The sequence below is a fragment of the Tanticharoenia sakaeratensis NBRC 103193 genome, from assembly GCF_000963885.1.
GTDB classification, from domain to species: Bacteria; Pseudomonadota; Alphaproteobacteria; order Acetobacterales; family Acetobacteraceae; genus Tanticharoenia; species Tanticharoenia sakaeratensis.
Genome location: NZ_BALE01000021.1, coordinates 24,757 through 51,707, shown reverse-complemented (window position 1 = coordinate 51,707; position 26,951 = coordinate 24,757). Strand labels below are relative to the sequence as shown.

Annotated in this window: 25 protein-coding genes; 9 read left to right on the top strand and 16 right to left on the bottom strand. The window is 61.9% G+C overall.

Going from position 1 to position 26,951, the window contains the following annotated elements; all coding sequences use genetic code 11:
* The first annotated feature begins 1 nt into the window (after position 1).
* The 5 genes from B8446_RS08905 to B8446_RS08885 are packed head-to-tail and all read left to right on the top strand — an operon-like array spanning position 2 to position 4,826.
* Complete coding sequence (locus B8446_RS08905) at positions 2-1,390, top strand: amidohydrolase family protein (RefSeq protein ID WP_048849008.1); 1,389 nt, start codon at positions 2-4, stop codon at positions 1,388-1,390.
* The gene (locus B8446_RS08900; RefSeq protein ID WP_048849007.1) at positions 1,387-2,220 is read left to right on the top strand and encodes an ABC transporter ATP-binding protein; all 834 of its coding nucleotides are present in this window, start codon (positions 1,387-1,389) and stop codon (positions 2,218-2,220) included. Before B8446_RS08905 ends, B8446_RS08900 begins: the two co-directional genes overlap by 4 nt.
* Positions 2,217-2,966, top strand: a complete 750-nt coding sequence (locus tag B8446_RS08895) for an ABC transporter permease (RefSeq protein WP_148505924.1) — start codon at positions 2,217-2,219, stop codon at positions 2,964-2,966. The genes B8446_RS08900 and B8446_RS08895 overlap by 4 nt, the downstream gene beginning before the upstream one ends.
* Complete coding sequence (locus tag B8446_RS08890; protein ID WP_048849006.1) at positions 2,963-3,727, top strand: ABC transporter permease; 765 nt, start codon at positions 2,963-2,965, stop codon at positions 3,725-3,727. Before B8446_RS08895 ends, B8446_RS08890 begins: the two co-directional genes overlap by 4 nt.
* The gene (locus B8446_RS08885; RefSeq protein ID WP_148505922.1) at positions 3,708-4,826 is read left to right on the top strand and encodes a LysR family transcriptional regulator; all 1,119 of its coding nucleotides are present in this window, start codon (positions 3,708-3,710) and stop codon (positions 4,824-4,826) included. Before B8446_RS08890 ends, B8446_RS08885 begins: the two co-directional genes overlap by 20 nt.
* On the opposite strand, the gene B8446_RS08880 is transcribed toward B8446_RS08885, so the two are convergent.
* From B8446_RS08880 to B8446_RS08860, 5 genes are read right to left on the bottom strand one after another with little or no spacing between them, the layout of a single operon-like run.
* On the bottom strand, positions 4,719-6,308 hold the full coding sequence (locus tag B8446_RS08880; RefSeq protein WP_048849004.1) for an ABC transporter permease: 1,590 nt from the start codon (positions 6,306-6,308) through the stop codon (positions 4,719-4,721). The two genes, B8446_RS08885 and B8446_RS08880, sit on opposite strands and share 108 nt — an antisense overlap.
* Positions 6,305-7,072 (bottom strand): ABC transporter ATP-binding protein, encoded by a 768-nt coding sequence (locus B8446_RS08875; protein WP_241767715.1) that lies wholly within the window; start codon positions 7,070-7,072, stop codon positions 6,305-6,307. The genes B8446_RS08880 and B8446_RS08875 overlap by 4 nt, the downstream gene beginning before the upstream one ends.
* A 47-nt stretch (positions 7,073-7,119) precedes the next feature.
* Positions 7,120-7,707, bottom strand: coding sequence for an ATPase AAA (locus B8446_RS08870; protein ID WP_048849002.1), 588 nt, complete (start codon positions 7,705-7,707; stop codon positions 7,120-7,122).
* A 21-nt stretch (positions 7,708-7,728) separates the two neighbouring features.
* Positions 7,729-8,730 carry an ABC transporter substrate-binding protein gene (locus tag B8446_RS08865; RefSeq protein WP_048849001.1) on the bottom strand — a complete coding sequence of 334 codons (1,002 nt, stop codon included), beginning with the start codon at positions 8,728-8,730 and terminating at the stop codon, positions 7,729-7,731.
* Between the two features lie 19 nt (positions 8,731-8,749).
* The gene (locus B8446_RS08860; RefSeq protein WP_084712211.1) at positions 8,750-9,604 is read right to left on the bottom strand and encodes a creatininase family protein; all 855 of its coding nucleotides are present in this window, start codon (positions 9,602-9,604) and stop codon (positions 8,750-8,752) included.
* Between the two features lie 182 nt (positions 9,605-9,786).
* On the opposite strand from B8446_RS08860, the gene B8446_RS08855 reads away from it, so the two are divergent.
* Positions 9,787-10,725, top strand: a complete 939-nt coding sequence (locus B8446_RS08855) for a beta/alpha barrel domain-containing protein (RefSeq protein WP_048848999.1) — start codon at positions 9,787-9,789, stop codon at positions 10,723-10,725.
* 65 nt (positions 10,726-10,790) lie between these two features.
* Here the strand turns inward: B8446_RS08855 and otnI are convergent, their stop codons facing one another.
* The 5 genes from otnI to ltnD are packed head-to-tail and all read right to left on the bottom strand — an operon-like array spanning position 10,791 to position 15,896.
* Positions 10,791-11,615 carry a 2-oxo-tetronate isomerase gene (gene otnI / locus B8446_RS08850; protein ID WP_048848998.1) on the bottom strand — a complete coding sequence of 275 codons (825 nt, stop codon included), beginning with the start codon at positions 11,613-11,615 and terminating at the stop codon, positions 10,791-10,793.
* Between the two features lie 23 nt (positions 11,616-11,638).
* Positions 11,639-13,027, bottom strand: coding sequence for a GntT/GntP/DsdX family permease (locus B8446_RS08845; protein ID WP_048848997.1), 1,389 nt, complete (start codon positions 13,025-13,027; stop codon positions 11,639-11,641).
* Between the two features lie 26 nt (positions 13,028-13,053).
* Positions 13,054-13,695 carry a 3-oxo-tetronate 4-phosphate decarboxylase gene (otnC, locus tag B8446_RS08840; RefSeq protein ID WP_048848996.1) on the bottom strand — a complete coding sequence of 214 codons (642 nt, stop codon included), beginning with the start codon at positions 13,693-13,695 and terminating at the stop codon, positions 13,054-13,056.
* The gene (otnK, locus tag B8446_RS08835) at positions 13,688-14,980 is read right to left on the bottom strand and encodes a 3-oxo-tetronate kinase (RefSeq protein WP_048848995.1); all 1,293 of its coding nucleotides are present in this window, start codon (positions 14,978-14,980) and stop codon (positions 13,688-13,690) included. Before otnK ends, otnC begins: the two co-directional genes overlap by 8 nt.
* Positions 14,973-15,896, bottom strand: coding sequence for an L-threonate dehydrogenase (ltnD, locus tag B8446_RS08830; RefSeq protein WP_048848994.1), 924 nt, complete (start codon positions 15,894-15,896; stop codon positions 14,973-14,975). The genes otnK and ltnD overlap by 8 nt, the downstream gene beginning before the upstream one ends.
* A 157-nt stretch (positions 15,897-16,053) precedes the next feature.
* On the opposite strand from ltnD, the gene B8446_RS08825 reads away from it, so the two are divergent.
* Both B8446_RS08825 and B8446_RS16595 read left to right on the top strand, forming a co-directional pair.
* Positions 16,054-17,016 carry a LysR family transcriptional regulator gene (locus tag B8446_RS08825; protein ID WP_048848993.1) on the top strand — a complete coding sequence of 321 codons (963 nt, stop codon included), beginning with the start codon at positions 16,054-16,056 and terminating at the stop codon, positions 17,014-17,016.
* A 762-nt stretch (positions 17,017-17,778) separates the two neighbouring features.
* A complete protein-coding gene (locus B8446_RS16595) occupies positions 17,779-17,994 on the top strand; it encodes a hypothetical protein (RefSeq protein ID WP_241767718.1) in 216 nt (71 codons plus the stop codon).
* A 694-nt stretch (positions 17,995-18,688) separates the two neighbouring features.
* Here B8446_RS16595 and B8446_RS08815 read toward each other — a convergent pair.
* A complete protein-coding gene (locus B8446_RS08815; protein ID WP_048848992.1) occupies positions 18,689-19,561 on the bottom strand; it encodes a lysophospholipid acyltransferase family protein in 873 nt (290 codons plus the stop codon).
* Positions 19,562-19,641: 80 nt separating this feature from the next.
* Between B8446_RS08815 and B8446_RS08810 the strand changes: the two genes are divergently transcribed.
* Positions 19,642-20,196 (top strand): hypothetical protein, encoded by a 555-nt coding sequence (locus tag B8446_RS08810; protein ID WP_048848991.1) that lies wholly within the window; start codon positions 19,642-19,644, stop codon positions 20,194-20,196.
* A 486-nt stretch (positions 20,197-20,682) separates the two neighbouring features.
* On the opposite strand, the gene B8446_RS08805 is transcribed toward B8446_RS08810, so the two are convergent.
* From B8446_RS08805 to B8446_RS08785, 5 genes are all read right to left on the bottom strand, one after another.
* Complete coding sequence (locus B8446_RS08805) at positions 20,683-22,098, bottom strand: NRAMP family divalent metal transporter (RefSeq protein WP_241767714.1); 1,416 nt, start codon at positions 22,096-22,098, stop codon at positions 20,683-20,685.
* Positions 22,099-22,290: 192 nt separating this feature from the next.
* Positions 22,291-23,355 (bottom strand): aldose epimerase family protein, encoded by a 1,065-nt coding sequence (locus B8446_RS08800; protein ID WP_048848990.1) that lies wholly within the window; start codon positions 23,353-23,355, stop codon positions 22,291-22,293.
* Between the two features lie 16 nt (positions 23,356-23,371).
* Positions 23,372-24,382: an ABC transporter permease gene (locus tag B8446_RS08795; protein WP_084712207.1), complete on the bottom strand. Its 1,011-nt coding sequence runs from the start codon at positions 24,380-24,382 to the stop codon at positions 23,372-23,374.
* A complete protein-coding gene (locus B8446_RS08790; protein ID WP_241767713.1) occupies positions 24,379-25,392 on the bottom strand; it encodes an ABC transporter permease in 1,014 nt (337 codons plus the stop codon). Before B8446_RS08790 ends, B8446_RS08795 begins: the two co-directional genes overlap by 4 nt.
* Positions 25,389-26,939 carry a sugar ABC transporter ATP-binding protein gene (locus tag B8446_RS08785; RefSeq protein ID WP_048848989.1) on the bottom strand — a complete coding sequence of 517 codons (1,551 nt, stop codon included), beginning with the start codon at positions 26,937-26,939 and terminating at the stop codon, positions 25,389-25,391. Before B8446_RS08785 ends, B8446_RS08790 begins: the two co-directional genes overlap by 4 nt.
* Positions 26,940-26,951 lie beyond the last annotated feature (12 nt).

Sequence of the window (26,951 nt, the reverse complement as noted above, 5' to 3'; positions counted from 1 at the left end):
CATGGCAGAAATGTTCGATCTTCTGGTGACGGGTGGCGACATCGTGACGATGGACGATGCCGGCCGGGTCATTCGGGATGGCGCAGTCGGCATCAGCGGCAATCGGATTGCCTGGATCGGCACCGCCGAAGACGCGACAATGCATCCGGCCACCCGGCGCGTGGACGGACGCGGCAAGATCATTCTACCGGGTCTCATCGATGCCCATGTGCATACGGCACAGCAGCTTCTTCGCGGAACGCTGTCCGAGCTGAGCCGGATCGGGCCGCTGCGCAACCCGCCGTGGAAGAACTACTACGTTCCGTTTGAAAGTCTTCTCGAACCGGAGGACGTCTATCTCAGCGGCCTTGTGGCTTATGCCAACATGATCCTGTGCGGGACTACGTGCTTTGCCGAAGCAGGCGGTCCGCATCCGGACGAGATGGCCCGCGCCGCGGTTGACACCGGCATCCGCGGATTCGTTTCGCTCTCAACCGTCGATCGCGACACGTCCTTTGCCGGCCGCTGCGTGCCCGGCACAATGGTCATGGATACGGACGAGGCCGTCGCCCGCAATGTGGCGCTGGTGGAACGCTGGCGGGATCATCCCAGGGTGAAGGCATGGATGTCCCTTCGGCAGATCATCGTGTGCACGCCCGAACTGATCGGCAGGATCGCTGATGAGGCGCGCGCGCACCGGACACGGGTCCATACCCATCTGGCGGAAGGCACATACGAAGTCGACTACGCGCTCGAACATCACGGCGTGCGGCCGACGGAATATCTCCGACATCTCGGAGCACTTGGGCCACATCTGCATTGTGCCCACTCGGTAATTCTCTCGCCCGAGGAAGTCGACCTCTACGTTGAGCACAACCTGTCAGCCTGCCACTGCGCTCAGGGCAATTACGGCATCGGCATTCCACGCCTGCAGGAAATGTGGCGCCGTGGCGTGGCGATCGGCCTGGGCACAGACGGTGCCGCCTCGGCCGCATCGATGGACCTGTTTCAGGTCGCCCATGCGGCCCGGATCGGACAGGCCGCGTCCATCGGGCATCCGTACCACCAGCGCGTGCCGATGGGTGCCGAGGATCTGCTGCGCGTGGCCACACGGGGCGGGGCGCGTGCCGTCGGCATGGGCGACACGCTGGGGCGCCTCGAAGCCGGATGTCGGGCCGATCTGGTTCTGGTCGATCGGACCGATGCCGACCAGATGGGGACCGATGACGCCTTGTTCCTCGCGGCAAGCTGCATCGTGGGCCGGGACGTGCGCGACGTGATCATCGAGGGCGAACTCGTGCTGCAGGACCGACGTCTCCTGACCATCGACCTCGAGGATATCCGCAAGCGTCTGGCCGACCGCCGCCCGCAGATCATGAAGCGCTTTCATGATCTGATCGCAGCCTCGTGACCGACGCATCCGCTGTCGCGTCGCCGCCGCTCCGGCTGGACCGCGTTACCCGTCGTTTCCGGCTCCGGCGCGGCGCGCAGACCACGGCCCTCGATGCGTTTTCCCTCGACATGGCTGCCGGTGCTTTCGTTGCGATACTCGGGCCTTCCGGTTGCGGCAAGAGCACGGTGCTCCGGCTCGTGGCCGGCCTCGAAACGCCGGACGAGGGCACGGTCTCGATCGGACAGGACACGCCGGCCACGCTGGCCCGCGCACATCGCCTCGGCGTTGCCTTTCAGGATCATGCCCTGCTTCCCTGGGCCACGATCGCGGCGAACGTCGCCCTACCCTATCGTGTTGCCGGACGCGCCGTCGATCATCACCGGATTTCCGAACTGCTGGCATTGGTCGGGCTGAAGGGCTTCGAACATGCCAGACCGCGGCAGCTGTCGGGCGGCATGCGACAGCGCGCGGCCATCGCCCGCGCACTCGTGCTGCGCCCTGACGTGCTCCTTCTCGACGAACCTTTCGGCGCGCTCGACTTCATCACCCGCCAGCAGATGAACATCGAGCTTCAGGACATCTGGCTGAGGCAGCGCACGACGACTCTGCTCGTGACGCATGACGTGCCCGAGGCGCTGTTCCTCGCCGATCGCGTTGTCGTCATGAGCGGTCGGCCAGGCCGTATCATCCATGACCTGACGGTCCCGTTTTCGCGACCGCGCACGCCGCCCCTGCTGCGCAGCCATGACTTTCATCACCTCGTCGACGATCTGACCGAAATGCTGGCCCAGGCCCATCATGGTGTCGATGTACCATCGACCGGCGCGAGCAGGACGGCCGGCGCGTGACGGGCCCCGTCCGGCGTGCCATGCCAAGGGTGCTTGGCTTCGCGGTAATCGTCACGCTGTGGCAAATCGCGGCCGAGTACGGGGCAGATGCCCGGAGCCTGCCCGCACCTTCGGCAATTCTTGCCATGCTGGCTTCAGTGAACCATCGGTCTCTTTTCGGGCGCGCGATGGCCGCCACGCTGTCGTCGATGCTGCCGGGCTACGGGCTCGGCGCAGCACTCGGAATCGGAAGCGCCGTCCTCGTCCTGTTTCTGCCGCGACTGCATCGCCCGTTCGATCGTATGGCGGCCTTTCTCTATGCCCTTCCGTCCGTGGCTACGGCCCCGATCCTGATTCTGACCTTTGGCCGCGAGGCGACGCCCGTGGCTCTCGCGGCCAACAGCACGTTTTTCGTCATCCACGTTTCCCTGTGCAAGGCTTTCGGGACGGCACCACGGGCCTGGGGCGATCTGATGAGCGTCATGGGAAGTGGGCGGATCCGCCGGCTGGTATCCGTCGATCTTCCGGCAGCCCTGCCCGCGCTGGTCAACGGACTGCGCGTCGCCGTGCCGGCGGCATTGTTGAGCACGCTTGTGGGTGAATGGTTCGGCCTGCCGCGCGGGATAGGTGTCCTGGTGATCAATGCCATGCAGAATGCGCAGATTACGCTTCTGTGGAGCGCGGTTACGTTGTCGGTTGCAGTTTCACTGACGCTTTACGGGGGATGGACGCTCGTCCTGCGGGGAATTTCGGAGCGTTATCGATGAGGAAACGACTGCTGGCCGCGCTGCGCGGCGGAAGTGCCACTATTCTGCCGTTACTTGCGATCATCGGGCTGTGGCAGGCCTATGTCGTGATCACGGACGTCAATGCGATCGTGTTGCCGCATCCTGCCGCCGTTTTGCAGGAGGTGGTGGATCATCCGGCGTTTTACTGGAAGAGAAGTGTCGAGACGCTGTGGCTGGCCGGGGGCGGTCTGGCCATCGGGGCAGCCTGTGGCACGGGCGCTGCCGTGGCCGGATGGTATTCCGGCCTCCTCGGCGCCATGCTCACGCCGTTCGGTCTGATCTTCAACTCGGTTCCGATCGTGGCACTCATTCCGGTTGCGGTCCGTCTGTTCGGCTACGGCACGGGAGCTTCTCTGTCGATCGTGGCACTCGGCAGTTTCTTTCCGATCTATGTATTCACGAGTGCAGGCTTCATGGCCGTGCCGCCCGGCAGCAATGACCTCATGCAGGTTCTGGGTGCAGGCCGTCTGCGCCGCCTCCGTGAACTGGCGATCCCGTCCGCGCTGGCCGACTGGGCAGCCGGGCTCCGTGTTGCCGCCGCGACCGCGCTCATGACTGCGTTGGTCAGCGAATATCTCACGAATACGGGGGGCTTGGGTTACGCGTTCGCGGCCGCGCGCAACGACCTTGCAATGGCGCGGGCCATTGCCGCGAGTTTTCTTGCAACCGGTTTTTCCGTCACCGTCTATCAGGCCCTGGGATATCTGGAGGAGTGTTTCCGTGCGCGGCAAAGCACCTAGCAATACCCGGGGGAGATCCGATCTGCTGCCGTCAGGTCTGACGCGGGTGCTGCAGAACCTGCCGGCATTGCGCTATTTCAATGCTGTCGCCCGCACCGGCTCGTTTCGTTCCGCGGGCGAGGAACTGAATATCGCGCCGTCCGCGGTCAACCGTCATGTGCGGCAGCTGGAGGCCGCCATCGGGCTGCCCCTGTTCGAACGCGGGCGTCGGGCCCTGAAGCTGACCGATGCCGGCGAAACGCTTTTGCGCAGGGTTACGCGGATCCTCGACGAAATCGCCGTGACGGGGGAAGAGCTGGCCGACCTGCGTCGCCTTCCACTTGGACATGTCCGGATCGGTGCTCACGACGCGCTGGCGCGGGAATTGCTTCCACATCTGATCCTGTCTTTCACGGCGCATGAGCCCCATGTGCGTTTCACCGTCAGGACCGGGCGTGCACCCGAACTACTGGCGCTTCTCGACGATGGCCGTCTCGACATCGTGTTCGTCTATGATGTGCCTGCGGACATGAATATTCAGGTGCTGCGGGAATATGCACTCGAGACGTGTGCCGTGATGCGTCATGACCACCCGTTGGCCTCCCGGGAGTCCGTAACCCTTCGCGAATGCGGGGCATACCCGCTGGCGCTGCCGGATGACGCAGCCTATCTGAGCGCTTTTCAGAAAAGGCTTGCCATGCGGGAGCCGCCCGGATGCCTGCCGTTCCTCACGACGAATTCCTTTCAGCTCATGCGGGATTTCGCAACCCGAAGCGATCTCGTATCGCTCCAGACGCCGCTACCGGAGAAGCTGTCTCCACGCAGTTTGACATTATCTTACGTACCGATCGAGGAACCCTTGGCGCGATACAGCCTGATGGGATGCTGTGTCGTGACGGATGCCACTCTTCCAGCCGCTTGTCAGAATTTTCTCGAACATGGGCTCAATGTGCTCGATGACGCGCTTCTGCCGGTCGCGAACCGCAGAAGTGGACGCGCGCGAAAAAGATCGTCAGGCGCGGCCGGCCGTCAACGCGCGGCCAACGGCGAGTTCGATCCAGCCGATCAGCCCGTAAAGAACCATCGAAACGGTAGTCGTCACGGCAACACGCGCCCATAGTCCGTCATAATCCGACATCGACACGGCATTGAGCAGCATGTAGCCCGTGCCTCGCCCGGTTGCGAGCCATTCGGCGATCAGCGCGCCCGTCATTGATAGAGGCACCGTGATTCGCAAGGCTGCAAACAGGGACGGCAGGGCCGCCGGCACCTGAACCTTGCGCAGCGCGGCCAGGCGGCCGCCGCCGTTGGCCGCGATCAGATCGAGCGCCGAGCGAGGCGTCAACGCAAAGGACTGGGACACGCTGACGAAAATCGGAAAGAACGTGACGATAGCTCCTACGATGACGACGATGGCTTCGCCTCGCCCGAACAGCAGGATGAGGAGCGGTGTCGTCGCCACGAGCGGCATGGCCTGCATGATGAACACAGGCCCCGCGAGCAGCCGGTGAAGCGGAGGCCAGATCTGGGAGAGCACGGCGAGGCCGAGCCCTGCCCCGATCCCGCCGGTCAGGCCCGCTGCCATGTCCAGCAGCGTCGTGCCCAGCTCGCGGACAATCTCGCCGATGCGGGCCGCTCCGTCGGTACGGTCTGTGAGATAGTGCAGCACGTCGAGCGGCGACCGCCCGACGTAAGGCGTCACGCCTGAGAGACGCAGAGCCAGCCACCATGCGCCGAGTGCAACCATCACTGCCGCGATCACACGGCCGGCGGCAAGCAGCGCCGCCTCTGTGCGCTGGGCAGTGTTCGCCCAACCGACGCGCAAGGCTTCGCTCTCCCGCGCCAGATTCAGCGGCATGTCGCGGGCCCAGCGCGTGCACATATGGCCTGCGATCCCGACAACGCCATACAGCACGCCTGCAAAGGCCGCCGACGTCAGGGTCACGGTCAGGGTCCGCGACAGATCGAGGCTTTGCTGGGCATTGATCAGCAGCACGCCGAGACCATGTTCCGCACCCAGGAATTCTCCGATCATCGCCCCCAGCAGGGAAGCGGGCGCCGAGATCCGCAGGGCCGCGAACCATGACGGGACCGCGGCGCGCAGGCGGACCTTGAAGAGGGCCTGCCATGACGTTCCGCCGAATGCCGTGACCAGCATCGTCTGGAACGGCGGACATGCGCGCAGCCCGGTCATCGTGCCCACGAGCATCGTGAAGAACGACGCAAGTGCCGCAAGCACGATGCGCGGCCCGTCTCCATCGAGCACGATCATCAGAACGGGCCCGATGGCGAGCGACGGCAGACAGTAGGACATGACGCCGAGCTGAAAGATCCCGGGCGCCAGGACCGGCCAAACCGTGGCCACCATGGCGCATACAGCCGCCACTGCGGAGGCGCCGACCCACCCCGGCAATGCACATCGCAACGTGGAAAGCCCGGCATTCCAGTATAGTTCCGGCCCGTCGACCTTGAGACGATGCACGACGGCGATCGGCCCCGGCAGCCCCGTGGCGAAGCCGACACATTGCCACAAGAGCAGGATCGCCACGAAATTGACGGCCCATAGCAGCTCCGCACGGCCGCCTTGCCGGAGGCTGCTCACTCCTGCACTCCAGTTGATGCGGCCATGCCGGAGGCATGTGAAAACAGGACTTCGCTGCAGAGATCGCAAAGTTCGTGGAAACGCGCGCTGCGGAGCGTGGCAGGCGTGCGCGGATAGGGCAGATCGACAGCGATCGTCCGAACGGCCCGCCCCGGGCGGGATGCCATGACCACTACCTGATCCGACAGGAACACGGCCTCAGAAACAGTATGTGTCACCAGCAGCGTCGTGACAGGGCGTGCCGCGCGAATGCGCTGCAGTTCAAGGTGCAGATGCAGCCGCACGACTTCATCGAGCGCGCCGAACGGCTCATCCAGCAGAAGGACGGACGGGGTCGCGACCAGTGCGCGGGCGATTGCCACGCGCTGGCGCATTCCGCCCGACAGCTGTGCCGGCAGTGCGTTTTCGAAGCCGGACAGGCCTACCATGTCGATCAGGCCCTGAATGTCCGCCCGTTCAGCCGTCCGCCCTGCCAGTTCAAGAGGCAGACAGATATTGGACCAGACCGAGCGCCAGGGCAGAAGCGACGAATCCTGGAATGCGACGCCGATCCGATGACTGGCGCGCAGTTCATTCGGATCGCCCCCGTCGATCAGGATGGAGCCGCCATCAGGTTTGTCCAGCCCCGCGAAAAGCCGCAGCAGCGTCGATTTGCCGCAGCCGGACGGCCCGAGGAGAGAGACCAGCGTTCCCGCCGGGATCTCGAGGTTCACCGCTTCGAGTGCCACGACCGAACGTGCGCCGAGCGTGAATGTCCGTGTCACGCCGCGAACGGCGATCGCGGCGCCCAAAGAGTGCCGCTGCTCCGCGTTCAGCTTTTCTCTCCATCGTCACTCCCGGCATACAGTTTCCGAAGATACGCGTCGTATTTGGTCGGCGTGTCGTTGATCTGGTTGTCCAGTCGCGCGCCGTTGCGCCACCAGTGTTCCGGCCCGTTGCCCCGTTCGACGCCGCGCCGTGTGTGCATGTCGAGATGATAGTCTTCGATCTCGATGCGGCGCTCGCCCCGATCGAGACTTTCGCGTGCCCAGCAGGCGAGTTCCATGCTGAGCCGGTCCTTCGGGGCGGTTGCCAGCAGCCGGATGGCATGAGCCCCGTACATCCAGCGATCGCCCGGATCGACCATCCGCTTCGCCTGCCGGTAGAGGGCCTCGATCACCGCCGGGCCGTTCGGAAGCCCGAGACCGACGTCTTCCGTCGTGATGATTTCGAGACGGCGCCAGAGCATCTCTTCGGTTTCCGGGCTGCTGAAGAACAGTTCACAGCCCGCGAGAATGGCTTCCTCCAGCATTCCGCGGCGGATCGATTTCTGAAGGACCGAACGCAGTTCGTCGGCCGCATAGCCTTTTCTGGTCGTCGTGCGGCTCCAGAGATCCTGACTTTGGTAGTTTTCGGCCATGGGGCGTCCCTCTTCGGAAGTTCAATGTGTCCCGGCGCCTGCCCGCGCCTCCACGAGGATTTCATTGGTAAACAGGTCCGGGCTGGCGGACAGGCCTCCAAGGCGCAGAATGCGTATCGCATCGGCCACAGCGGCATCGCTCATCCAGAACAGGCCTTTGCTGTTCGTATCCGCGTCGACCATCAGCGCGTTGCTTGCGCGGCAGGACTGTTCCTCGGCCTTTGGGTCCAGACCGTTGCCTTTTCCGAAATCGTTCACCGTGAGGTCTGCGCCCAGGGCCGGATCGGCTATCGCGGCCTGCCACCCGCGCATGTCCGCGCGCATGAACGACACCAGCGTGGCGCGCCGGACCGGGTCCTGAAGACTGTCTGCCCGGACCGCGAGCGTCGCGCCCATCAACGTGTATCCGAACTGCGCGAAGGGTACGACCGCCGTTCGATGCCCCGCGGCCTCGAGATGGACGACATTGTCATTCAGATAGCCAAAAAAACCATCGACATCGCCGGCGATGAGGGGCGCCATGTCGAACTGGACCGGCACCACCGTGATAGAGGCCGGGTCGATATGGTTGAGGCGGAGGAACGTCCTCCAGACAACAAGATTGACGCTCTGAACGCCGATTTTACGGCCGACCATGTCCTGAGGCGTGTGCATTGGATGACCGGAAAGCAGGGACGCGATGCAGAATGGGCTTTTCTGGTATCCTGCACCGATGATTTTCAGCGTCGCGCCGTGCATGTTCGCCATGACGGTATTATCGGGCATTGTCTGGGCCAGCAGCGCCTTGCCGGACATGACGGCCGGCTCGTGCGGCATGGTCGGTCCGCCTGCAAGGAGCGTCACATCCAGTCCTTCGTCCCGAAAGAACCCTTTTTCCGACGCGATATATTCGCCTGCCCCCTGGAAGTTCTTGATCCAGCTGAGCTGATACGCACAGGTCCGCAGAGGGGTATCGGAAAAGGCGCGTCTGCCGCCAACAAGCGATCCCGCCATACAGGATGAGATGAAGCCGCGGCGGTTCATGGCGCGATTTTCTCCGCTCTCAGTAATTGTAGGATTCCGAGGCACCAAAGCAATATTCGCGCACGACATCGCTGAGCCAATGGCTGAGAGACTCATAGAGAACCTCGCCGATTTCCGCAGTTCCGAGAGAAGGACAGCCGAGAATGCCCTGAAATTCCTGATCGCGGATCGTCGTCGCACGTGGTGCATAGACGCCGCCGCCGGCCGTCACGGGATGGGCGAACGGTGTTTCCGATCGCGTTGCCGCGACATGATAGTCGCGCGCGAGATCGGATCGGACGAGTTTGGGATGCTGGGCCAACATGCGTGCAGTCTCGCCCGCGCCGCCATGACCGTCCCGCCCACCGGGCGGCAATCCCGGAAATGTCTTAGGCAGCAGCGACACGACGTAGGGAAGCCAGTTCGCGACGATGACACGCAGCCTGTCTTCGGTTTCCTCTGCCAGTTCGCGCGCCGCGACCATCAGCGCGCCCAGCGAAAGATCATGCCCCATGGCAAGTACGATGGTGTTCACGCCGTCCCGATGAAGGTTCAGGCAGACTTCCTTCGTCAGGAGTGCCAGAGTCGAGGGCCGGATATGGATGCAGCCCGGGAACCGGACATTGGCCAGCGGCCCGAACGGAATTGTCGGACCGAAAATGACATTCCGGTTTTCGCCGGCAAGCTGAATGACGCTCCGGCGAACGATCTCGCTGATCTGGAAATTGTCCTGCCCTAGCGGCAGGTGTCCGGCATGCTGTTCCACCGCGCCGACCGGCACGATGGCACAATCTGTCTCGGCAAGCTGCCCGGCCAGCTCCGCCGAAGTCATGCACTCCCACGATTTCGGGCCACGGACCTCGAAGAGAACGTCATCGGCAGGCGGAAGAGACATCTTGGCATTCCCTCAGGAAGGGTGGCACTGGGATTGCGACCACGATAGCGGACCGAAACGTGTATCAAAGCATCAATTTGATGTCGTTCTGGCCTCAAATTGATGTTTGCCAGGCATGCTGATGGCGCGCTCAATGGCCGGATGCCGACAGCAACAGATCTGCATGGAGCCTCGAAGACGCGATGAAAACCGGCGAGATCAGCACACTGGATATCAACGCTGCCATCATGGCACTTCCGCCGGTCGCGCGACATGAAAACGGATCGTTCGATGTAGAGGAAAACCGGCGTCTGAATGCGTGGCTGCGAAACGGCGGCATCAGGACGTTCATGTATGGTGGTGTCGCCAATCTCTTCAACGAGCCGCTCAGCAGCTATGGAGCATTGCTCGATCTGATCGAGGACATGGCCCAACCGGACGAGTGGATCATACCGTCGATCGGCGCCGATTTCGGCAAGGCATGGGATCAGGTGGAGGTCCTGCGAAGCCGGAATTTTCCGACGGCAATCCTTCTGCCCTTCGCGCCGGTCAACGGAAGCGGCGTGGCAAGCGGGCTTCGTCGCCTGACGGACAGACTCGGAAAGCCTCTGATGGTCTTTTTCAAGGACCCGTCATATCTTTCTGTCAGTGACGCCGTTTCCCTTATCAGGGACGGCGTGCTGTGTACAATCGAATATGGGATATCGGCCAATGCCGATGGGAAGCATCCCTACCTTGCACGGCTTGTGGACGAGTTAAGCAACGCGGACCGTGTCATCGACGGTGCCGGAGAGAAAAGCATCGTTTCCACCGCTGAATATGGCCTCAGGAACTATACCTCCGGCTCCGGAGTAATCGCACCACGACTGTCCACGCAACTCCATGCAGCCATCCGGAGCGGCAACCTGGAGGAGGCACGACGTTTGTCTGTGCTTTTTGGGCCGTTCGAAGCACTGCGCGCGGAAATATCTCCAATTCCCGTCCTTCATGACGGTGTACGCCTGGCTGGCATTGCCGATACGGGCTTCATGGGCCCTTTCTTTGCAAGCCTCGCTGGTGCGAATGCCCAAAAAGTTGAGGAACTTGCCAAAAGCCTTCTCCGACAGGAGGAAGAAACCTCGAGCGCTACCGAACTCTCTTAGCTGAGATTCCTCGTCCGTATCTGCTGCAGGACAACGACGCGCTGCCGGCGCGTCTGACTAACGCATTAATTTGCCTGATCACCTGGATGGGCATCAAGCTGAAGAGCGCTGCGCCCCCGCCATGGCTTGAGCCAGCCGAGCCCTTCCGATGTTGATGCGCGCGGCCGATATTCACACCCGATCCACCCGCGATAACCGAGCCTGTCGAGCAGATCGAATAAATACGGGAAATTGACTTCTCCGCTATCGGGCTCGTTCCGGTGCGGGATGCTTGCAGCCTGTATATGGGCAATCCAGTCGAAAAGAGTTTCGATCCTGATTGACAGATCGCCCTGCATGATTTGGGCATGGTAAAGATCGAACTGGATGCGAACATTGTCGGCGTTGACCAGGTCGCAGACCGACTTGGCATCCTCCTGGAAGTTCAGGAAGTAGTTAGGCATGTCACGTGTGTTGATCGCCTCGAGCACGATAGTGATATTGGCCGACCGTGCCTGCGCCGCAGCATACTCGATGTTGCGCACATATATGTCCATCTGGTGCTGAAGCGCTGTTTCGGGAAGCCGCAGACCCGCCATGACATGCAGAAGACGGTTTTTCAAAACCGCGCTGTATTCCAGAGCCGTATCAATAGACTGACGGAATTCGTCCTCCCGGCCGGGTTGCGCAGCCAGGCCGCGTTCTCCACTTTCCCAGTCACCCGGCGGCGCGTTGAACAGAGCGACATGCAGATCATTTCCGGAGACACGCGCTTCGACGTCTTCCTTTGGAAAGGCATACGGAAACAGGAACTCGACCCCCTTGAAGCCGTCGCGGGCGGCGGCGTCGAAGCGATCGATAAACCCGAGTTCCGGATAATTCATTGTCAGGTTCGCGGCAAAGGCAGGCACGATGCAATACTCCGCTGATCGGTTTACGAGAAGAATGGCCACAAGACAGATGTCACAAGAAAGCCCAGAACACCCAGAGTAGTCGTCAGTACAGTCCAGGTCTTTAAACTGTCAGCCACCTCGATCCCGGTCAGTTTGGTAAAGATCCAGAAACCGGCGTCGTTGACGTGCGATGCCGAAAGACCGCCGCCGCCCATCGCCAGTGTGAGAAGCGCGAGCCTGTTGCGCCCGAAATGCATCTCCGATACCAATGGTCCAAGAATGCCTGCCGTCGTAACAAGTGCGACCGTCGTCGACCCTTGGACCGCTCTCAATACCAGGCTCAGGATGAAGGCCAGAGCCAGGATCGGTAGCCCGGTTCCACGCAGCGTATCGGAAATAACGTGACCGATGCCGCTCTCCACCAGAATGTTGCCAAAAACGCCGCCGCATCCGGCAATCAGGATGACCATGGCCACGCCCGGCACTGCGGATCCGATAACGCTCGATACCTGATCGAAGCTCCAACCGCGCCGAAGGCCGAGGCAATAGCCCGCAAGCAATGTGTCGCTCAAAAGGGCGATGACAGGCGAGCCGAGGAATTGTGTCAGCCCGTGATAGGGCGAGCTTGTCGGCAGGATCGTGGACAAAGTCGTACCGCACATGATCAGCGCAATCGGAAACAGGATCAGCCCGACGATGAGCCAGAACGCCGGCGCCTGGGCGTCGGGCAGGGCGTGCCCAGATATCTCCGACGTTTCGGAGGCCTTACCATCCTGCAATCCTCTGATGAGGGCCTGGATATTTGCGGAATAGGTAAAGTCTCGTCGCGTCATGCGTTTCGAGATGAAGTAACCCGCCAGACAGACGAACAATGTGACAGGCACACCGAATGTCAGGATACGTCCCATATCCGCGCCGATCTGTGCGGCGGCCGCCGTCGGGCCCGGGTGTGGCGGCAAGAAGGAATGCACGGTCAGCATGGCGACACACATCGGCAATGCAAACACCATCAGCGATCGCTTCGTGACATTGGAAACGCCATAAAGCAATGGCATGACCATGATGACGCCGACTTCAAAAAAGACCGGAACGCCGATCAGGAATCCGGCGAGCGTCAGCGCCAAGGGTATTCGCCTGTCCCCGAAGCGCGCGATCAGGTCGCGGGCAAGGATCTCGGCCCCGCCGGAAATCTCGACGATCTTGCCGATCATGGCGCCAAGCGCAATGATGATGGCAATGTGCCCCATCGTCTTGCCCATCCCGGCTTCGATAGCAGGGACGATCTTCGCCGCAGGCATCCCGGCGAGCAGCGCGACGACGATGCTGACGATCAACAAGGTCAGAATTGGCTGAAGTTTGAACCGTATGATCAGCACAAGCATCAGGACGATTCCCGATACCGCGCTGGCCATCAGAAGCACGGGGCTCATTATTGATCTTCTTGTTATTGGTTTGGTCAGTTCCAGCGGATGCCGAAAGTTTCCGCGATATCCGACAGCGCTTCCTCGTCGAGCGGTGCAGGGCGGGGATTCGTCATCAGCCAGAGCCGGGCTGTCTCCTCGAGCTCCGCCAGAGCATCGCTCGCTTTCGTCACGGTCTCTCCCCAGACGACCGGGCCCAGGCGTTCGAGCATGACCCCTTGCACCGAAGTCGCCAGCTCGGCCACGCGTGCGGCGGCTTTGGGAGAACCGGGTCGTTCGTAGGCGATCAGTGGCACGCGCCCTATCTTCATCACCTGATAAGGCGTGATGGGCGGCAAAATCGCCTCATGCGAATAGGCGCCGCCGAGAGTCAGCGCGACAAGGTGCGTCGAGTGCGTATGGATTATTCCGTTGCAGTCGGGCCGTTGCTCATAAATCTTCCGATGGAGAACGACGGTCTTGGAAGGCTTCGGACCGGACACCCAGTTGCCGTCGAGATCGACCTTGGCGATCCCATCCGGTGTCAGTCGACCGAGGCAGACGTCAGTTGGTGTGATCAGCCAACCATCCGACAGGCGGGCGCTGATATTCCCGGCACTTCCCGCCGTGTGTCCGCGCACGTAGAGGTCCTGTCCTACAGAAACAATTTCGGCGCGGCAGGCGCTTTCCTTATCCATGTCCGCCTCCGGCGAGTGCGATCAAAGCCTTGTCGAAAAAGTCGGCATCACCGAAATTTCCCGATTTCAGGGCCAGTGCCAGCGGCACCTGACCTGTCGCAACAGTTGCGGGCACGCCCGGTGCGATCGGCGCACCGATATGCAGTCCCTTCACGCCGAGCGCCTGAACCACCGCGCCGGAGGTTTCACCGCCTGCGACAACGAAACGTCTGACGCCGCTCGCATACAGACGGCCTGCAATGTCACCCAGAGCCCGCTCGACCAGTTCTCCGGCAGCCTGCGCACCAAGCGCCGCCTGCACGATTTTCAGATCTTCGGCGGAGCTGGTCGCGTAGATCAGGACTGGCTCTTCGGGATGAGCTTCAAAAAACACAACGGCGTCATCGATGACGGCGTCGTTTGCCGCCAGCCTCATGGGGTCGATACGATACGCCGGGCGCGACGCGTCAATCCATGTGGCGACCTGGCGGTTCGTCATCAGCGACCCGCTTCCCGCCAGAACGACGCTTTTGCCGTCGACGTGAGGCAATGAAGCGGCATCAGACCCGGCCAAGGTAACAGTCGTCCGGAAATTGTCGGGCAGGCCGCGCGCTACACCTGAAGCGCCTGTCACCAGTAGTTGATCTCGACAGGCACGGCCGATGGTCCGCAAATCCGCGTCGGAGATGGCGTCCACGATCAGCAGATTGATACCCGCCGTTGCGGCTTCGGCGAAACGCGCCCTGATGCGCGCCTCCCCTGCCCGAACATCTGCCAGATCGAGCAGCCCGACCTTGCCTTTCGACTGGGCCTGAAGCACGCGAACGAGATTGGCATCCGTCATGGGCGTCAGCGGATGATTCTGCATGCCACTCTCGTTGAGCAGCGCGTGTCCGACAAACAGGTGCCCACTGTAAACCGTGCGACCAGTTGCGGGAAACGAGGGCGCCGCAATCGTCACCGCCTGTCCCAAGGCCGCTGCGAGTGCTTCGGCAACGGGTCCGATATTCCCCCTGGCAGTCGAATCGAACGTGGAGCAGTATTTGAAAACAAACTGCCGACATCCCAGATCCTGCAGGGATTTCAAAGCTCCCAGCGATTGTTCGATGGCCTCATGGGCCGCGATCGTTCTGGACTTCAACGCCACGACGATCGCATCGGCTTCCGCAATGAGCGGGTCGTCAGGATCGGGGATGCCGATTGTCTGGATGGTTTTCATCCCCTGACTGACCAGGGTGCTGGCAATATCGGTGGCACCGGTAAAATCGTCCGCGATGCAGCCGAGGAGCGGTCCATTGTCACTCATGGGGCGTCCCTGCACTCGATGCAGGCAGCGTGATGCCAGGGAAGGTCTTGATCACGGCCGAGTCATCCTCCCGCCCGTAACCGGCCGCCGAGGCATTGAGAAACATCTGATGGGCTGTCGCTGCCAGAGGCAGAGGAAATTTGGTCCTTCTCGCGGTATCGAGTGCGAGCCCGAGATCCTTCACAAATATGTCGACCGCGGAGAGCGGCGTGTAGTCTCCGGCCAGAATATGCGGGATCCGGTTTTCAAACATCCAGGAATTGCCGGCGCTGTGCGTGATGACATCGAACAGCGTCGCCGGGTCTGCGCCCTCTCGGATTCCCAACGCCATCGCTTCGGCAGCAGCGGCGATATGGATGCCGGCCAGATGTTGATTGACGATCTTGACGCGCGTGCCAACGCCGACCTTTTCGCCCAGGCGGTAAATTTTCCCAGCTATTGCCGGCAAGACCTTCTCGGCGCGAGCGTAGGCTTCTGCCGGCCCCGATGTCATCAATGTCATGTCGCCGGAGGCGGCCTTGGCGGCCCCACCCGACATCGGCGCGTCCAGCAGCCAGATCTCCTGCTGACGCAGCTTCTCTTCCAGGCCCTCGATGAATGCGGGTGCGACCGTTGCGCACGAAATGACCAGCGAACCGGGTTTCAGCGCGGTCACCGCACCTTCTGACCCGAACAGGACCAGTTCGGTCTGTTCCGCGTTGACGACCTGAATGATCAGCACGTCGCATAGTGACGCAAGATCTTGCGGAGACGCACATGCCTTGCCGCCCAGCGCCTCGAACTTCGTGAGCGCTTCGGCCCGCACATCGAAAGCACAGACATCGAAACCCGCGCGCAGCAGCGACTTCGCAACGCCGAAACCCATGGCTCCGAGACCGATCACCCCGACGGTGCCAGCCTGCCGTTCTCCTTGCATCCCGTATCCTCGCCTGTCTTCTGCGCCGACACCTCGTCTTCGATATCAACGTTGATCGAGGGATATCAGTCGTGTTGGAGCAAGTAATTCACAGATGCCGACACGCGTCTAATGCACGAACTGTTATGCCTCATACCACCCGTGTTATGATGGGCCGATGAAACAAGCCCCTTCTCTGTCGCCGTCCTGGTTCGTCGATATTCGGCTGAAGTTTCGGCATCTGCAATTATTGAAGGCTCTGTCACAGCAAAGCACGCTTCAGGACGCCGCGGACAGCCTTGGACTGGCTCAACCTGCGGCCTCGCGCCTGCTGGGCGATCTCGAAGACGTGATTGGGGCGCCGCTATTCAGGCGCGATGGGCGTCGCCTGGTGCTCACTGCGTATGGCGAAATACTGACGCGACACGCCAAGAATCTTCTGGACGAGCTGGACCGCACCCGGGACGAATTCAACACCTTATTGCAAGGTGGTGTCGGCAGCGTATCCATCGGTGCGATCGACGGCCCCGTGGTCGATCTGATCACGCAGGCCGTCCTGAACATTCAACGCGATAATCCGGGCATCGAGTTGGAAATCAGCACCGGCTCCAGCATTGCGCTCTTCAGAGATCTGCTGAACGGTAACATCGATATCATGATTGGACGACCGCCTGAGGACAATATCGGGAACGTATACCATTATGTCCCGATCGGCGAGGAACCGATGGTCATATCCGCGCGGTTCGACCACCCGCTTTTGCGCAGTGGAAGGAAGGTAGGTCTGGAAGAGATGGCCTTGTATCCGTGGATTCTGCAACGCAAGGGTGGCAAGTCGCGCGGCAAGCTCGAGCAGGCCTTTGCCGAGCGGAATATCGCGCTGCCGGCGAATATCATTGGCAGTGACTCCCTGGTCATGACACTGGCATATCTGGAAAAGACCGATGCGTTGACAATCCTGTCGGCGGCTGTAGCGCATCAGCAGGCAAAATATTCGCAAGTCCGGATCATACCGTCGGGTGTGGATATCGCCATCAGCTCCTACGGTATCCTGACGCTGAAATCACGAAACCATTCGGCAGCAGCGATAACGGTATTGGGCGAGTTGAAGAGCGTGCTGGCACCCACTCCTGCAGCACTTTAAGCATGCCGACATCGGCAAGGAGCACCTCACGGTTCAGCAGAAAAGATCTGCTTCATAAAATACTTGAGCGTGAGGCATTACAGCTACGCCTGTTGCGATTGCGATTGCGGCCTTACCGATTCATGCCGCTGTGAACGAACATGCCGTAATCGCAGCGGGACTTGCGACAGGCGATCCAGATCAGGCGGAACAGGCAATGCGTGTGCACATGGAAAGTGCGGAAGCTCGGTTCGCTGACGTTTACCTAGGTGCATATTCCGGCAACGGTTGAAATCCCCGGATATCACAGGGACGGCAGGTCTGTTTCTGGAGAGCGGGGGACTTCTTCTCTGGAACTCAACAAATTCCGGTTTCTGCTGTCGTCTAAAGCAAATTTCGTTCCGAAGCTGCCGCCCGGCGTATATGATCATCGCCCACGTCATAAAGCGGGCCGGCGAGTAGATGGAACGTACCCAAGCTCTCCGGACCGGAAATTCAGCTATGTCTTGCGCTACCCCGCATGCCTCGCCTTGAATCCTGCCGGCAGCAGGAAAATTGCATCCGGCCATGCGACGACTTGCACCGTAGGAATTTGCGGAGTTCAGCAGGAGAATAGGTAGATGGCGCGACAGGAACGCGAAGGACATTCGCGCACGCCAGGACCAGGTGTCTGGATGTTCTCCGGATACTGTGCTTCGATACCTGCTGCGCTGATTTATTTATGGGATTGGAATTGCAATGACTTCAGGTCGCACGTCAGTCTGCATCGTATTGCTGGCAGCAATGACAGCGCACGGTTCGGCATATGCTGCTACCCGCGCGGAACAGACGGCAGCTTGTCGCGGCGACGCAGTCCGTCTCTGCACCTTGTATATTCCCAACGAGACAAAAATTACCGCCTGCATGAAAAAGAAAATCGACAAGCTTTCTCCAAAATGTCGTGCGATGTTTGAACCATCCCGACACTCGGGCGAAAAAAACAAGTCCAAGGCAAAATAAGGCACCACAGTTAATCGCGATACGAGCTGGCGGCGATTTCTCCAGCGTCCTCAAGCCGCCCTACGACTATGGACAGGACGACCGTAGCGCGATGCGGCGAACAGCATCGGCCGATATCACCAACATCGGTTCTGTCGGCACACTTCGCGTGGAAACGGGATGGACAGAAGAATAGCTGGATGACTTGGCCTACAATGCCGACATGGCGAATCTCGACGTGGTCGGGTCATGCTGAGAAAGGCACGCATATCGGGCTGGGTTCCGCGGAAAATCCTGCATGCCTGAGAAGGTCGGCGCGGACCGCCAGCCGCCCCAATATGCCTGCCCTACTTCGTCCTGACGGGACAGGACTTCATGGCTGATCCGACCGACGGAAAGGCCATCAGCTTGTTGTCACCATGACTTGGGATTTGGGACCAGAGCGATACGCGTTTTCAGGAGAGATCTAACCTTACCTGAAGCAAACTGGCCGTTGTCAGGTGGTATGGGTTTCACCGCCCAAGGTGGTACCAACTTCGGCTGCTTGTCGTAGCACATGCTCAACGGCGGTCGGCCGAACGGCTTCTGCGGTTCAGCAATCTTGAACTTCGTCGATAACGTCTCAACTTCATGCTGTGGGCTGCACGAAGATTTGCCAGCCCTCTGTCGCGTCAGTTACCGACTGGCGGTGATGGAAATCCCCCGCGCCGGAGCATCATGTTTCAGCATTCTGGCGTAGACGCGCAGCACCGTCGGCGACCGCCCTCCACGCGGCGTTCGCCAGCGCCTTGCGGCTTGGAAAATCTTCGGGCGCCAATGGCGGATGAAGCATGATGGTCGCGCGTATCGTGCGCCGTTTCAGCAATTGCCAGACATGCGGCCCCAGATCCATGTCGCCATACCATGCGAAAACAGGCCGGGTCGTGCGGTTGACAGGCAGTCCCTCAAGCCGGTCGTAAACGACCGAGACGGGCTGGATCAACGGCGTCAGGCCTTTCGGATAACGCGGCATATCTTCGGCAGGCACGCTGTTTTTAGGAAGGCGCGGCAGCTTGGCGATGGCAAAGAACGTCGACATGAATGGAAGCACGCGCGATCCGTCGGATGACGTGCCTTCCGGGAACAGGATCAGATTGTCTCCCGTTGCCAGTCGCGTAATCATTTCATCGCGCTCGTGGCCGGTCGTCGCGCGATTGCGGCTGACGAAGATCGTGCGGCCGATCTTGGAGACGAGACCCATGATGGGCCATTTCTCGATATCGCCCTTGGCAACGAACACGGAATAAATTTTCGTGCCCAGAACCGGGATGTCGAGCCACGAAGAATGGTTCGAGACATAGATCACCGGTCGTTCGCCTCGCGCGCGCCCATGCACGCCGCCGACGGTCCCGACGGGCTTCCCGAGCACACGAATGCGGACCGACAGGATGAGGCACAACCCGCCCCACACGACGCGCGTCCAGCGGATCTTGGAGACCCCGGGCACGGGAAGCAGCAGTGCTTCGAAACCGACCGACAGCGGCACCCAGACAACGACACCCGCGAGACGCACGGCGGCCAGAACATTCCGGCCGCTGCGCGTCAACAACCCAGGCGTTTCGGGGTCGTCGGATCCGGGGAGCCCGAGTGCTTCGCGGGTGGTGTGATCCCAAACGGGGCGAGAACGACATGGTGCGGAAGGCCAGCCGATCCGCGGCCGACGGAAAAACTCTGCAATCATCCGTGATCCATAACGCCCGAACACGCCTGTCACAATGGTGCATCCATGACGTGTCGTTCAGGAAAGGGCGCGGGGATGCCCGCCAAAGCGCGGTCGGCGGAAGCCTCGCCGAGAACAAGCGGCATTCACAGCCTGACGGCGGCAAGCGTGCGGAGAAGGCAGAACAGGGATCTCCCGGCTCCAGCATGCCCATCGGCGATGCACAGGAAATGCCTGATTCCGCTGGATATCCTCTCGATACGATTGCGGTCATGGCGCTGCAACAGCTGCAGGGCGTGTTCCATGGTTGGTTCGAGTACGTCGAGGTCATAAGCAGAACGCGACGCGAACACGGCTTTCCTTCGTTGCCATCCTGCCTGCAGGACAACCCTGTCCGCATCGTGGGCACGGTGGGTCGCCGGTTCCATTGTTCGGGGACGACAGCAGCTGGCCGCCAGGCGGCGCGCTCGATCCTGCACCTTCAAACGACGTGCGGCGGGTGGCCAACAACCCGCCTGATCTGAGCCCACAACAGGTCATCTGGCATGGAGGCCCAACACGGCCGAGTGATACCGAGGTGCAAAACCGCGGGAGATGGTGTTGACGGTCCGGCGTCATCGGTCGGGACGACCGCATATCTGCGGCAGCATTGGCCCGACCGCTCCCGTTTGTCATTCCGTCAGGTCACTGGAAACACGCAGCGCCCTCTCCGGTTATGCCACGCATCGGGGGGCGAGAGCCTCACGCAGGAGTTACGGGAGAGTGGACCTGCGCACCGGTGCGTTGTCCCCGGCGCGAATTTGAGTTCTTTCTCCCGGGGTAGCGCCTGCTTTCCGGCATACAACCAACACATCGCAACATCTGGTCCGTCGCTTCGCGAACCCTCGGCGGAGCATGGCATCGCGCAGGCTGCGTGAGCGAGCGGCAGAGGACGATCCACGCTCCTCCCGTACTATGTGCGCCTTCGTATCGTATGATGGACGGCCCTGTTCCCGACGCGTCTTCGGGTCCTACGCCAGGGCAGTGCACATTGCGCCCACGACGGCGCCCATCAGTATGGTGGCGGTCCAGCCCAACCAACGCAGCGGTCCATGGATGGCAAAGTCTCCCATGACATCGTGACGGGCGGCCACCATCATCATCACGATCATGACCGGAACGGCCGTCATGCCGTTCAGGACCGCGCTCCAGAACAATGCCTTGATCGGGTCCACGGGCGCGAAATTCATGATCATGCCGATCAGTGTCGCCATAACGATCGTTGCATAGAACGCCTGCGCTTCCTTTGGCCGGCGTTCCAGCCCGGTCGGCCAGCGCCGTGCTTCCCCGACGGCGTAGGCCGCGGAACCGGCCAGGACCGGCACCGCAAGCAGACCTGTCCCGACGATTCCGAGCGTGAAGATCAATGAGGCAAAACGGCCGGCGACAGGCCTGAGCGCCTGCGCCGCCTGAGCGGAGGTCTGGATGTCCGTTATGCCATGAACGTTCAACGTGGCGGCCGTCGTCACGAGAATCGCAAGTGCCACCAGATTTGAGAATGCCATGCCGACATGCGTGTCGATCGCGATACGCCGGAGCGCCCCTTTCCCCTGCGATGGCTCATCCACGAGATCGACGCGGCGCGGATAGGCATGCATGTCTTCCACCTCTTCAGACGCCTGCCAGAAAAAGAGGTAGGGGCTGATGGTTGTTCCAAAAATGGCGACGAGCGCCGTGAGATAGGCGGGCGTCAGTTCGTGCACCGGCCAGACCAGGTGGCGCGCCAGATTGCCCCAGTCCACATGCACACAGGCCAGGGTGCCGAAATAGGCCAGCAACGCGAGCGCCAGCCATTTGAGTGCTGCGACATAGCGCGTGTATTGCAGGAAGAGCTGCATCGAGATCGATATCGCAGCAAACAGAAGGACATAGAGCGTGCGCGGCGCAGGCAGCAGAAGGCAGAGCGCGTCCGCCATCGCCCCGATATCCGCGCCGAGATTGATGATGTTGGCGCCAAGCAGCATCAGCACGATGCCGCTGAGCAGCCAGTGCGGGTAATAGAGCCGTAGGACGCCCGCCAGCCCGTGTCCCGTCGTGCGCCCGATCCGTGCGCTGATCATCTGCACCGCCACCATCAACGGGTAGGTGACGACGAGCGTCCATGACAGGCCATAGGCGAACTGGGCCCCGACCTGGGAATAGGTCGCGATCCCGCTCGGATCGTCGTCGGATGCCCCCGTGATGAATCCGGGGCCGAGAACACGAAACAGGCGCGGCCGGCTCGGCCCGACGACGGACTCGGGAGTTCGGGATCGTCGTGCGGCTTGCCGCTTTGCGCAGCGTGCTCGCCGGCTGCCGTGCGGGTTATCGGCCGCCCCTGACGATCCGTAATCTGCCGCTCCGCCATGATGACACCCGGTTCCGCTCGACTGGATCAAGCCGAACACACATGACAACCATGTCCTGGAGCGGCAGCAGCCTCATCGTAGCACGGACAGCGATGTTTTGCTGTCTGCTGGCAGATGTTACCTGAGGCACTTGATGCAGATGCCCGGTCAGCTCAACGGGACTACCGCGCTCGACGCAAACGATCCCTCCAGGCACGGCGGCCTTCGAAAATCGCCCCTCGCGTTTGCCGATTACGAGAAGCGGAAGATCATCCGGTGATCGTAGACTTCGGCAGGATCGAGACGGATCGAGCCGAATTCGGGCTGATTGGGTGCGTCGGGGAACATCTGCGGCTCCAGCGCAATGCCGTCGCCCTGGCGGTATAAAAGATCCCGCTTGCCCCCGAGCGTCCCATCCAGGAAATTGCCTGAATAGAACTGGACACCGGGCTCGGTCGACAGAACCTCCAGCACACGTCCCGATACCGTATCCTCCAGTCTCGCCAGCAGGCGGGGCTTCTCGGCACGTCGATGATCGACAGCCCAGTTGTGATCATATCCCTGCTGGAGCCGCAGCTGTGCGTCTTCCGCATTGCGCAGACGTGCACCGATAGGCGATGGCGTCCGGAAGTCGAAAGCAGTGCCCTCAACCGCGCGGAACTCGCCGGTCGGGATCGCGACCTGATCGACGGGCAGATAGATATCGGCCGGGATCAGCAGGTTTTGCTGCAAGGCCCGTTCTGGCGCCGCGATACCTCCGAGATTCCAGTAGGTATGATTGGTGATATTCACAAGCGTCGGCTTGTCCGTCGTCGCACGGTACCGGATGGATAAGGTGGTCTGGTCCAGACGGTAGGTCGCCGACACGTTCAGCGTTCCGGGAAAACCCTGATCACCATCGGGACTCTCAAGCGTCAGCGTAACTTCCCTGTCCGCATCGTCGCTGTTGTCGGAGATTTTCCAGTTCCGGCGATCGAACCCATCCTGGCCGCCATGCAACGCATTGGGCCCGTTGTTGGGCGTCACGCGATATGGTGTTCCGTCGAGCCAGAAACGTCCCTCTGCAATCCTGTTGGCGACGCGCCCGATCGTGGCGCCGAAATAGTGCGGCCTCGAGAGATAGGGTGCGATGTCGTCATGGCCGAGGACGACGTCCTCGATCGCGCCGTTCCGACCCGGCACGAGAACGGACTGCAGGGTTGCGCCCAGCGTGATGATCGTGACGCTGAGGCCGGAATCGTTGCTCAGGGTCACACTTTCGACCAGGCTTCCGTCGGGCAGGCGTGCAAAGGGTCGGCGAACATGGGAATGCGACACGGGAAAGGATCTCCTGTCAGGACGAACGTTGCCGGGTGAGACCCGACTGCACCAGGACGGCCACGAGCAGGAACACGCCGCTGGCCAGCCCCTGAAAAGCGGCACTCAGCGAGCCGATCTGGTTGATGATGTTTTCGATCATGCCGAGCAGCAGGACGCCGGACAGCGCCCCGAGCAGGGTGCCCACGCCCCCGGTCAACAGGACGCCGCCGATGACGGCCGCAGCGATCGACTGCAGTTCGTAGCCGTTCCCGGCGGAGGAAATGCCCGAGGACAGGTGGGCTGCCAGCAGCGCGCCGCTCAGCCCGGCCATCGTGCCCGACAGCATGTAGGTCAGGAGCTTCGTCCGATCGACCGCGACACCGAGCATCCGCGCCGCGTCTTCGTTGCCGCCCGTCGCGAACACCGCGCTGCCGTAGGCGGTGCGGTTCAATACGAGGGCCGCGACGGCGTAAGCCGCCAGCAGAATGATCGTCAGGTTTCCCACACCGAAAAGCGCCCCGTTCGCGCTGCGCCCGAACAGCCCCGGATCCGCGATGATGAGGCTCTCGCCGGCGAGGACGATCGCAAGCCCCTTGAGCGCGAGCAGGGCGGCCAGCGTTACGATGAACGGCGCCATCCTTGCCTTGACGATCAGCAGCCCGTTCACGAGCCCGACCAGCGCTCCGGCCGCGAGTGGTGCGCCAAACGCCGCCAAGACCCCATACGGCGCTGCATAGGCGGCAAGCACCGTGCCCAGGCCGATCATCGATCCAACGGACAGGTCGAAGCCGCCCATGATGATCACGAATGTCTGCCCGAGCGTCACGAGCCCCAGAAAGCTGGCGGCGGTCGTCAGGTCCTCGATGTTCTCCGGCTTCAGGAACGCAGGGAAGATGAGGCCTGCAACGAGGGCGGCCACGATCAGGACCACGGTCGCACCGCGTGCCTGGATCACCGCGAACAGGCGCTGTCGCCGTTCTGCCCCGCGATGCGCGGCAGGCGGCGGGCGGGGCATACGCGGCGATGCCGGCAGCGTCGCGCTCATGCCCGCCCCCGCTGCATGTACAGGGCGCCGACGATGAAAGCTGCTTTGAGGATCTGCGCGAAATTGGCGTTGACGTTGTTCATGATGAACGTCGCGTCCAGGATGGTCAGCAGCAGGACGCCCGCGACCGTGCCCGCAACCGCGATTCTGCCGCCGGACAGCGGCGTTCCACCGATCACCGCGGCCGCCACCGCATCGAGTTCGAACTGCACGCCGATATAGTTGGCGTCGGCCGCGCCGAGCCGCGCGGAGGCGAACACGCCTGCGATGCCCGCAAGCAGCCCCGACAGGCCATAGACGAAGATCAGTGTTGCGCGCACGGGATGTCCGGCCAGCACGGACGCTTCCCGGCTGGCACCCACGAAAATGGCGTACTGCCCGGGCAACGTCCGCCGCACGAGAAAGGCGAATGCCGCGGCGACTGCCAGGGCGACGATCGCGACCACCGGCACGCCCATGATCGTGATCTGTCCGAGGGCCGAAAGCGGGCCGTCCATCGGAAGATCGACACGCGCACCACTCAGCAGCGCCTGTGCCAGGCCGCGTGCGGCAACCAGCAGCGCAAGCGAGGAAATCAGGGGCGCAATGCGGAAGATCGCAATGAAGATGCCATTCAGGAGTCCGCAGGCAAGCCCGCCGAAAATGGCTCCTGCGATCCCGACATTCTGTCCGAACCCCAGAGAAATGCCGATTATCGCGCTGGACAGCGCCATGATGGAGCCCACGGACAGGTCGATGCCGCGCGTACCGATTGCAAGCGATTGCCCGAGTGCGATCAGGACGACCGGTGCCGCCTCGAACAATAATGAGCGCACGACGAACGGATTGCGAAATCCCGGCGTGAGGACAAGGTCGAAGATGATCAGCAGGACGAGTGCCAGATAGACGCTCAGGTCACGCAGATTCGGGACGCGGGACGGCTTGCCGCCCGGTGGCGTCGTGCCGATGGAGATCCGGCGCATCTGGCGGCCGCCGGGCCAGGCGAACAGGGTGCTCGAGAAGGACTTCATGGGGCACCTGCCTCGGCGGCCGGCGCACTGGACGGTGCGGTCTGCATACCGGCGATCACCGCCAGAACGTCGTCGGCGTGATGCCCTGCGGTCGCCAGTGTGTCCACCACCCTCCCCTCGTCCAGAACGACGAGCCTGTCGGTGGTGTCGACCAGTTCCTCCAGTTCGGACGATGTGACGAGAACGCCCATTCCGTGCGATGCAAGATCGGCGATGGTCCGGTGGATTTCCGCCTTGGCGCCGACGTCGATACCGCGCGTCGGATCGTCGAGCATGACGACAGACGGATCGGTGCTCAATGCGCGCCCGATCAGGACCTTCTGCTGGTTGCCGCCGGACAGCGAGGAAATCGGCGCATCACTGCCACCGGTCTTGACGCCCAGACGGGACACATACTCCGATACCAGCGCATCGCGACGCTGACGCGAGATGATGCCCCAGCGCGCAATGCGCCGAAGCATGGATGCCGAGAGATTCTCGGCAACCGTGAGATGAGAAAATATCCCTTCCGACCGCCGGTCTTCCGAAAGAAACGCCAGACCATCCTGCAGACTGCGCGCAGGCGTGGCACGGTGCCTTCTGTGCTGCATGATCGTGACGGTACCGCTGTCCGGCGTGACAGCGCCATAGATCGCCTTCATGGTTTCCGTGCGCCCGGAGCCCAGCAGACCGGCAAGGCCCACGACCTCGCCCTTGCGGACATCCAGCCCGACATCCACGACCTGGCGACGCCAATTCAGGTGCTCGACGTGCAGCACATTGTCGGAAGAACCCGCTGCCGCCCCGTCGTTCGCAACCACCTGCGCGGACCGGGACCGTTCGACCAATTCCCGGCCAAGCATCGCGGCGATGAGCCTGGCGCGCGGCAGCCGTGCCGTCGCTTCGGTCAATGCGACCACGCCATCACGCAGGACTGTCATCCGGTCACACAGCGCGTAGCATTCCGACAAACGGTGACTGACATAGATGACGCCCACTCTTTCCTCGCGCAGCGTCCGGACGATACCGAACAGAAGCTCGACCTCGTGGGCCGACAATGCCGAGGTCGGCTCGTCCAGGATGACGACCCGCGCGCCGAGAGAAACAGTCCGGATGATGGACACGAGCTGCTGGGTGCCGAGGCCCAGCGTCCGAAGCGTGCGGGCCGGATCCACGTCCAGACCATACCGGGAAAGCAGGGCGCGCGCGTCGCTGATCATCTGCCTGCGATTGATGAACAGCCCAGCCACGCGCGGTGCACGATTGATAAACAAATTGTCGGCGACGCTGCGTTCCGGGATCAGGTTGATTTCCTGATACACGGCGGCGATTCCGGCATCCTGCGCCTGTCGCGGACTGGAAAAAGCAACGCTCCGCCCATCGAGCAGGATGTCGCCGGCGTCATGACGCTCGAGACCCGTCAGGATCTTGATCAGCGTCGATTTTCCGGCGCCATTCTCCCCCAGCAGGCCGACGATCTCGCCTGCCGCAACCTCCAGGGACACATCGCGCAAGGCCGCGACATGTCCGAACGATTTCGCAATATGACGCGCCTCGAGAAGCACCATCAGAAGATTGCC

What these genes read in the sequence shown, in the direction of transcription:
- B8446_RS08905 (WP_048849008.1), top strand. Translation starts at nt 2, where the DNA reads ATGGCAGAAATGTTCGATCTTCTGGTGACGGGTGGCGACATCGTGACG.
- B8446_RS08890 (WP_048849006.1), top strand. Translation starts at nt 2,963, where the DNA reads ATGAGGAAACGACTGCTGGCCGCGCTGCGCGGCGGAAGTGCCACTATT.
- B8446_RS08870 (WP_048849002.1), bottom strand. Translation starts at nt 7,707, where the DNA reads ATGGCCGAAAACTACCAAAGTCAGGATCTCTGGAGCCGCACGACGACC.
- B8446_RS08865 (WP_048849001.1), bottom strand. Translation starts at nt 8,730, where the DNA reads ATGAACCGCCGCGGCTTCATCTCATCCTGTATGGCGGGATCGCTTGTT.
- B8446_RS08860 (WP_084712211.1), bottom strand. Translation starts at nt 9,604, where the DNA reads ATGTCTCTTCCGCCTGCCGATGACGTTCTCTTCGAGGTCCGTGGCCCG.
- B8446_RS08855 (WP_048848999.1), top strand. Translation starts at nt 9,787, where the DNA reads ATGAAAACCGGCGAGATCAGCACACTGGATATCAACGCTGCCATCATG.
- B8446_RS08845 (WP_048848997.1), bottom strand. Translation starts at nt 13,027, where the DNA reads ATGAGCCCCGTGCTTCTGATGGCCAGCGCGGTATCGGGAATCGTCCTG.
- otnC (WP_048848996.1), bottom strand. Translation starts at nt 13,695, where the DNA reads ATGGATAAGGAAAGCGCCTGCCGCGCCGAAATTGTTTCTGTAGGACAG.
- otnK (WP_048848995.1), bottom strand. Translation starts at nt 14,980, where the DNA reads ATGAGTGACAATGGACCGCTCCTCGGCTGCATCGCGGACGATTTTACC.
- ltnD (WP_048848994.1), bottom strand. Translation starts at nt 15,896, where the DNA reads ATGCAAGGAGAACGGCAGGCTGGCACCGTCGGGGTGATCGGTCTCGGA.
- B8446_RS08825 (WP_048848993.1), top strand. Translation starts at nt 16,054, where the DNA reads ATGAAACAAGCCCCTTCTCTGTCGCCGTCCTGGTTCGTCGATATTCGG.
- B8446_RS16595 (WP_241767718.1), top strand. Translation starts at nt 17,779, where the DNA reads ATGACAGCGCACGGTTCGGCATATGCTGCTACCCGCGCGGAACAGACG.
- B8446_RS08810 (WP_048848991.1), top strand. Translation starts at nt 19,642, where the DNA reads ATGGTGCGGAAGGCCAGCCGATCCGCGGCCGACGGAAAAACTCTGCAA.
- B8446_RS08795 (WP_084712207.1), bottom strand. Translation starts at nt 24,382, where the DNA reads ATGAGCGCGACGCTGCCGGCATCGCCGCGTATGCCCCGCCCGCCGCCT.
- B8446_RS08790 (WP_241767713.1), bottom strand. Translation starts at nt 25,392, where the DNA reads ATGAAGTCCTTCTCGAGCACCCTGTTCGCCTGGCCCGGCGGCCGCCAG.
- B8446_RS08785 (WP_048848989.1), bottom strand. Translation starts at nt 26,939, where the DNA reads ATGGTGCTTCTCGAGGCGCGTCATATTGCGAAATCGTTCGGACATGTC.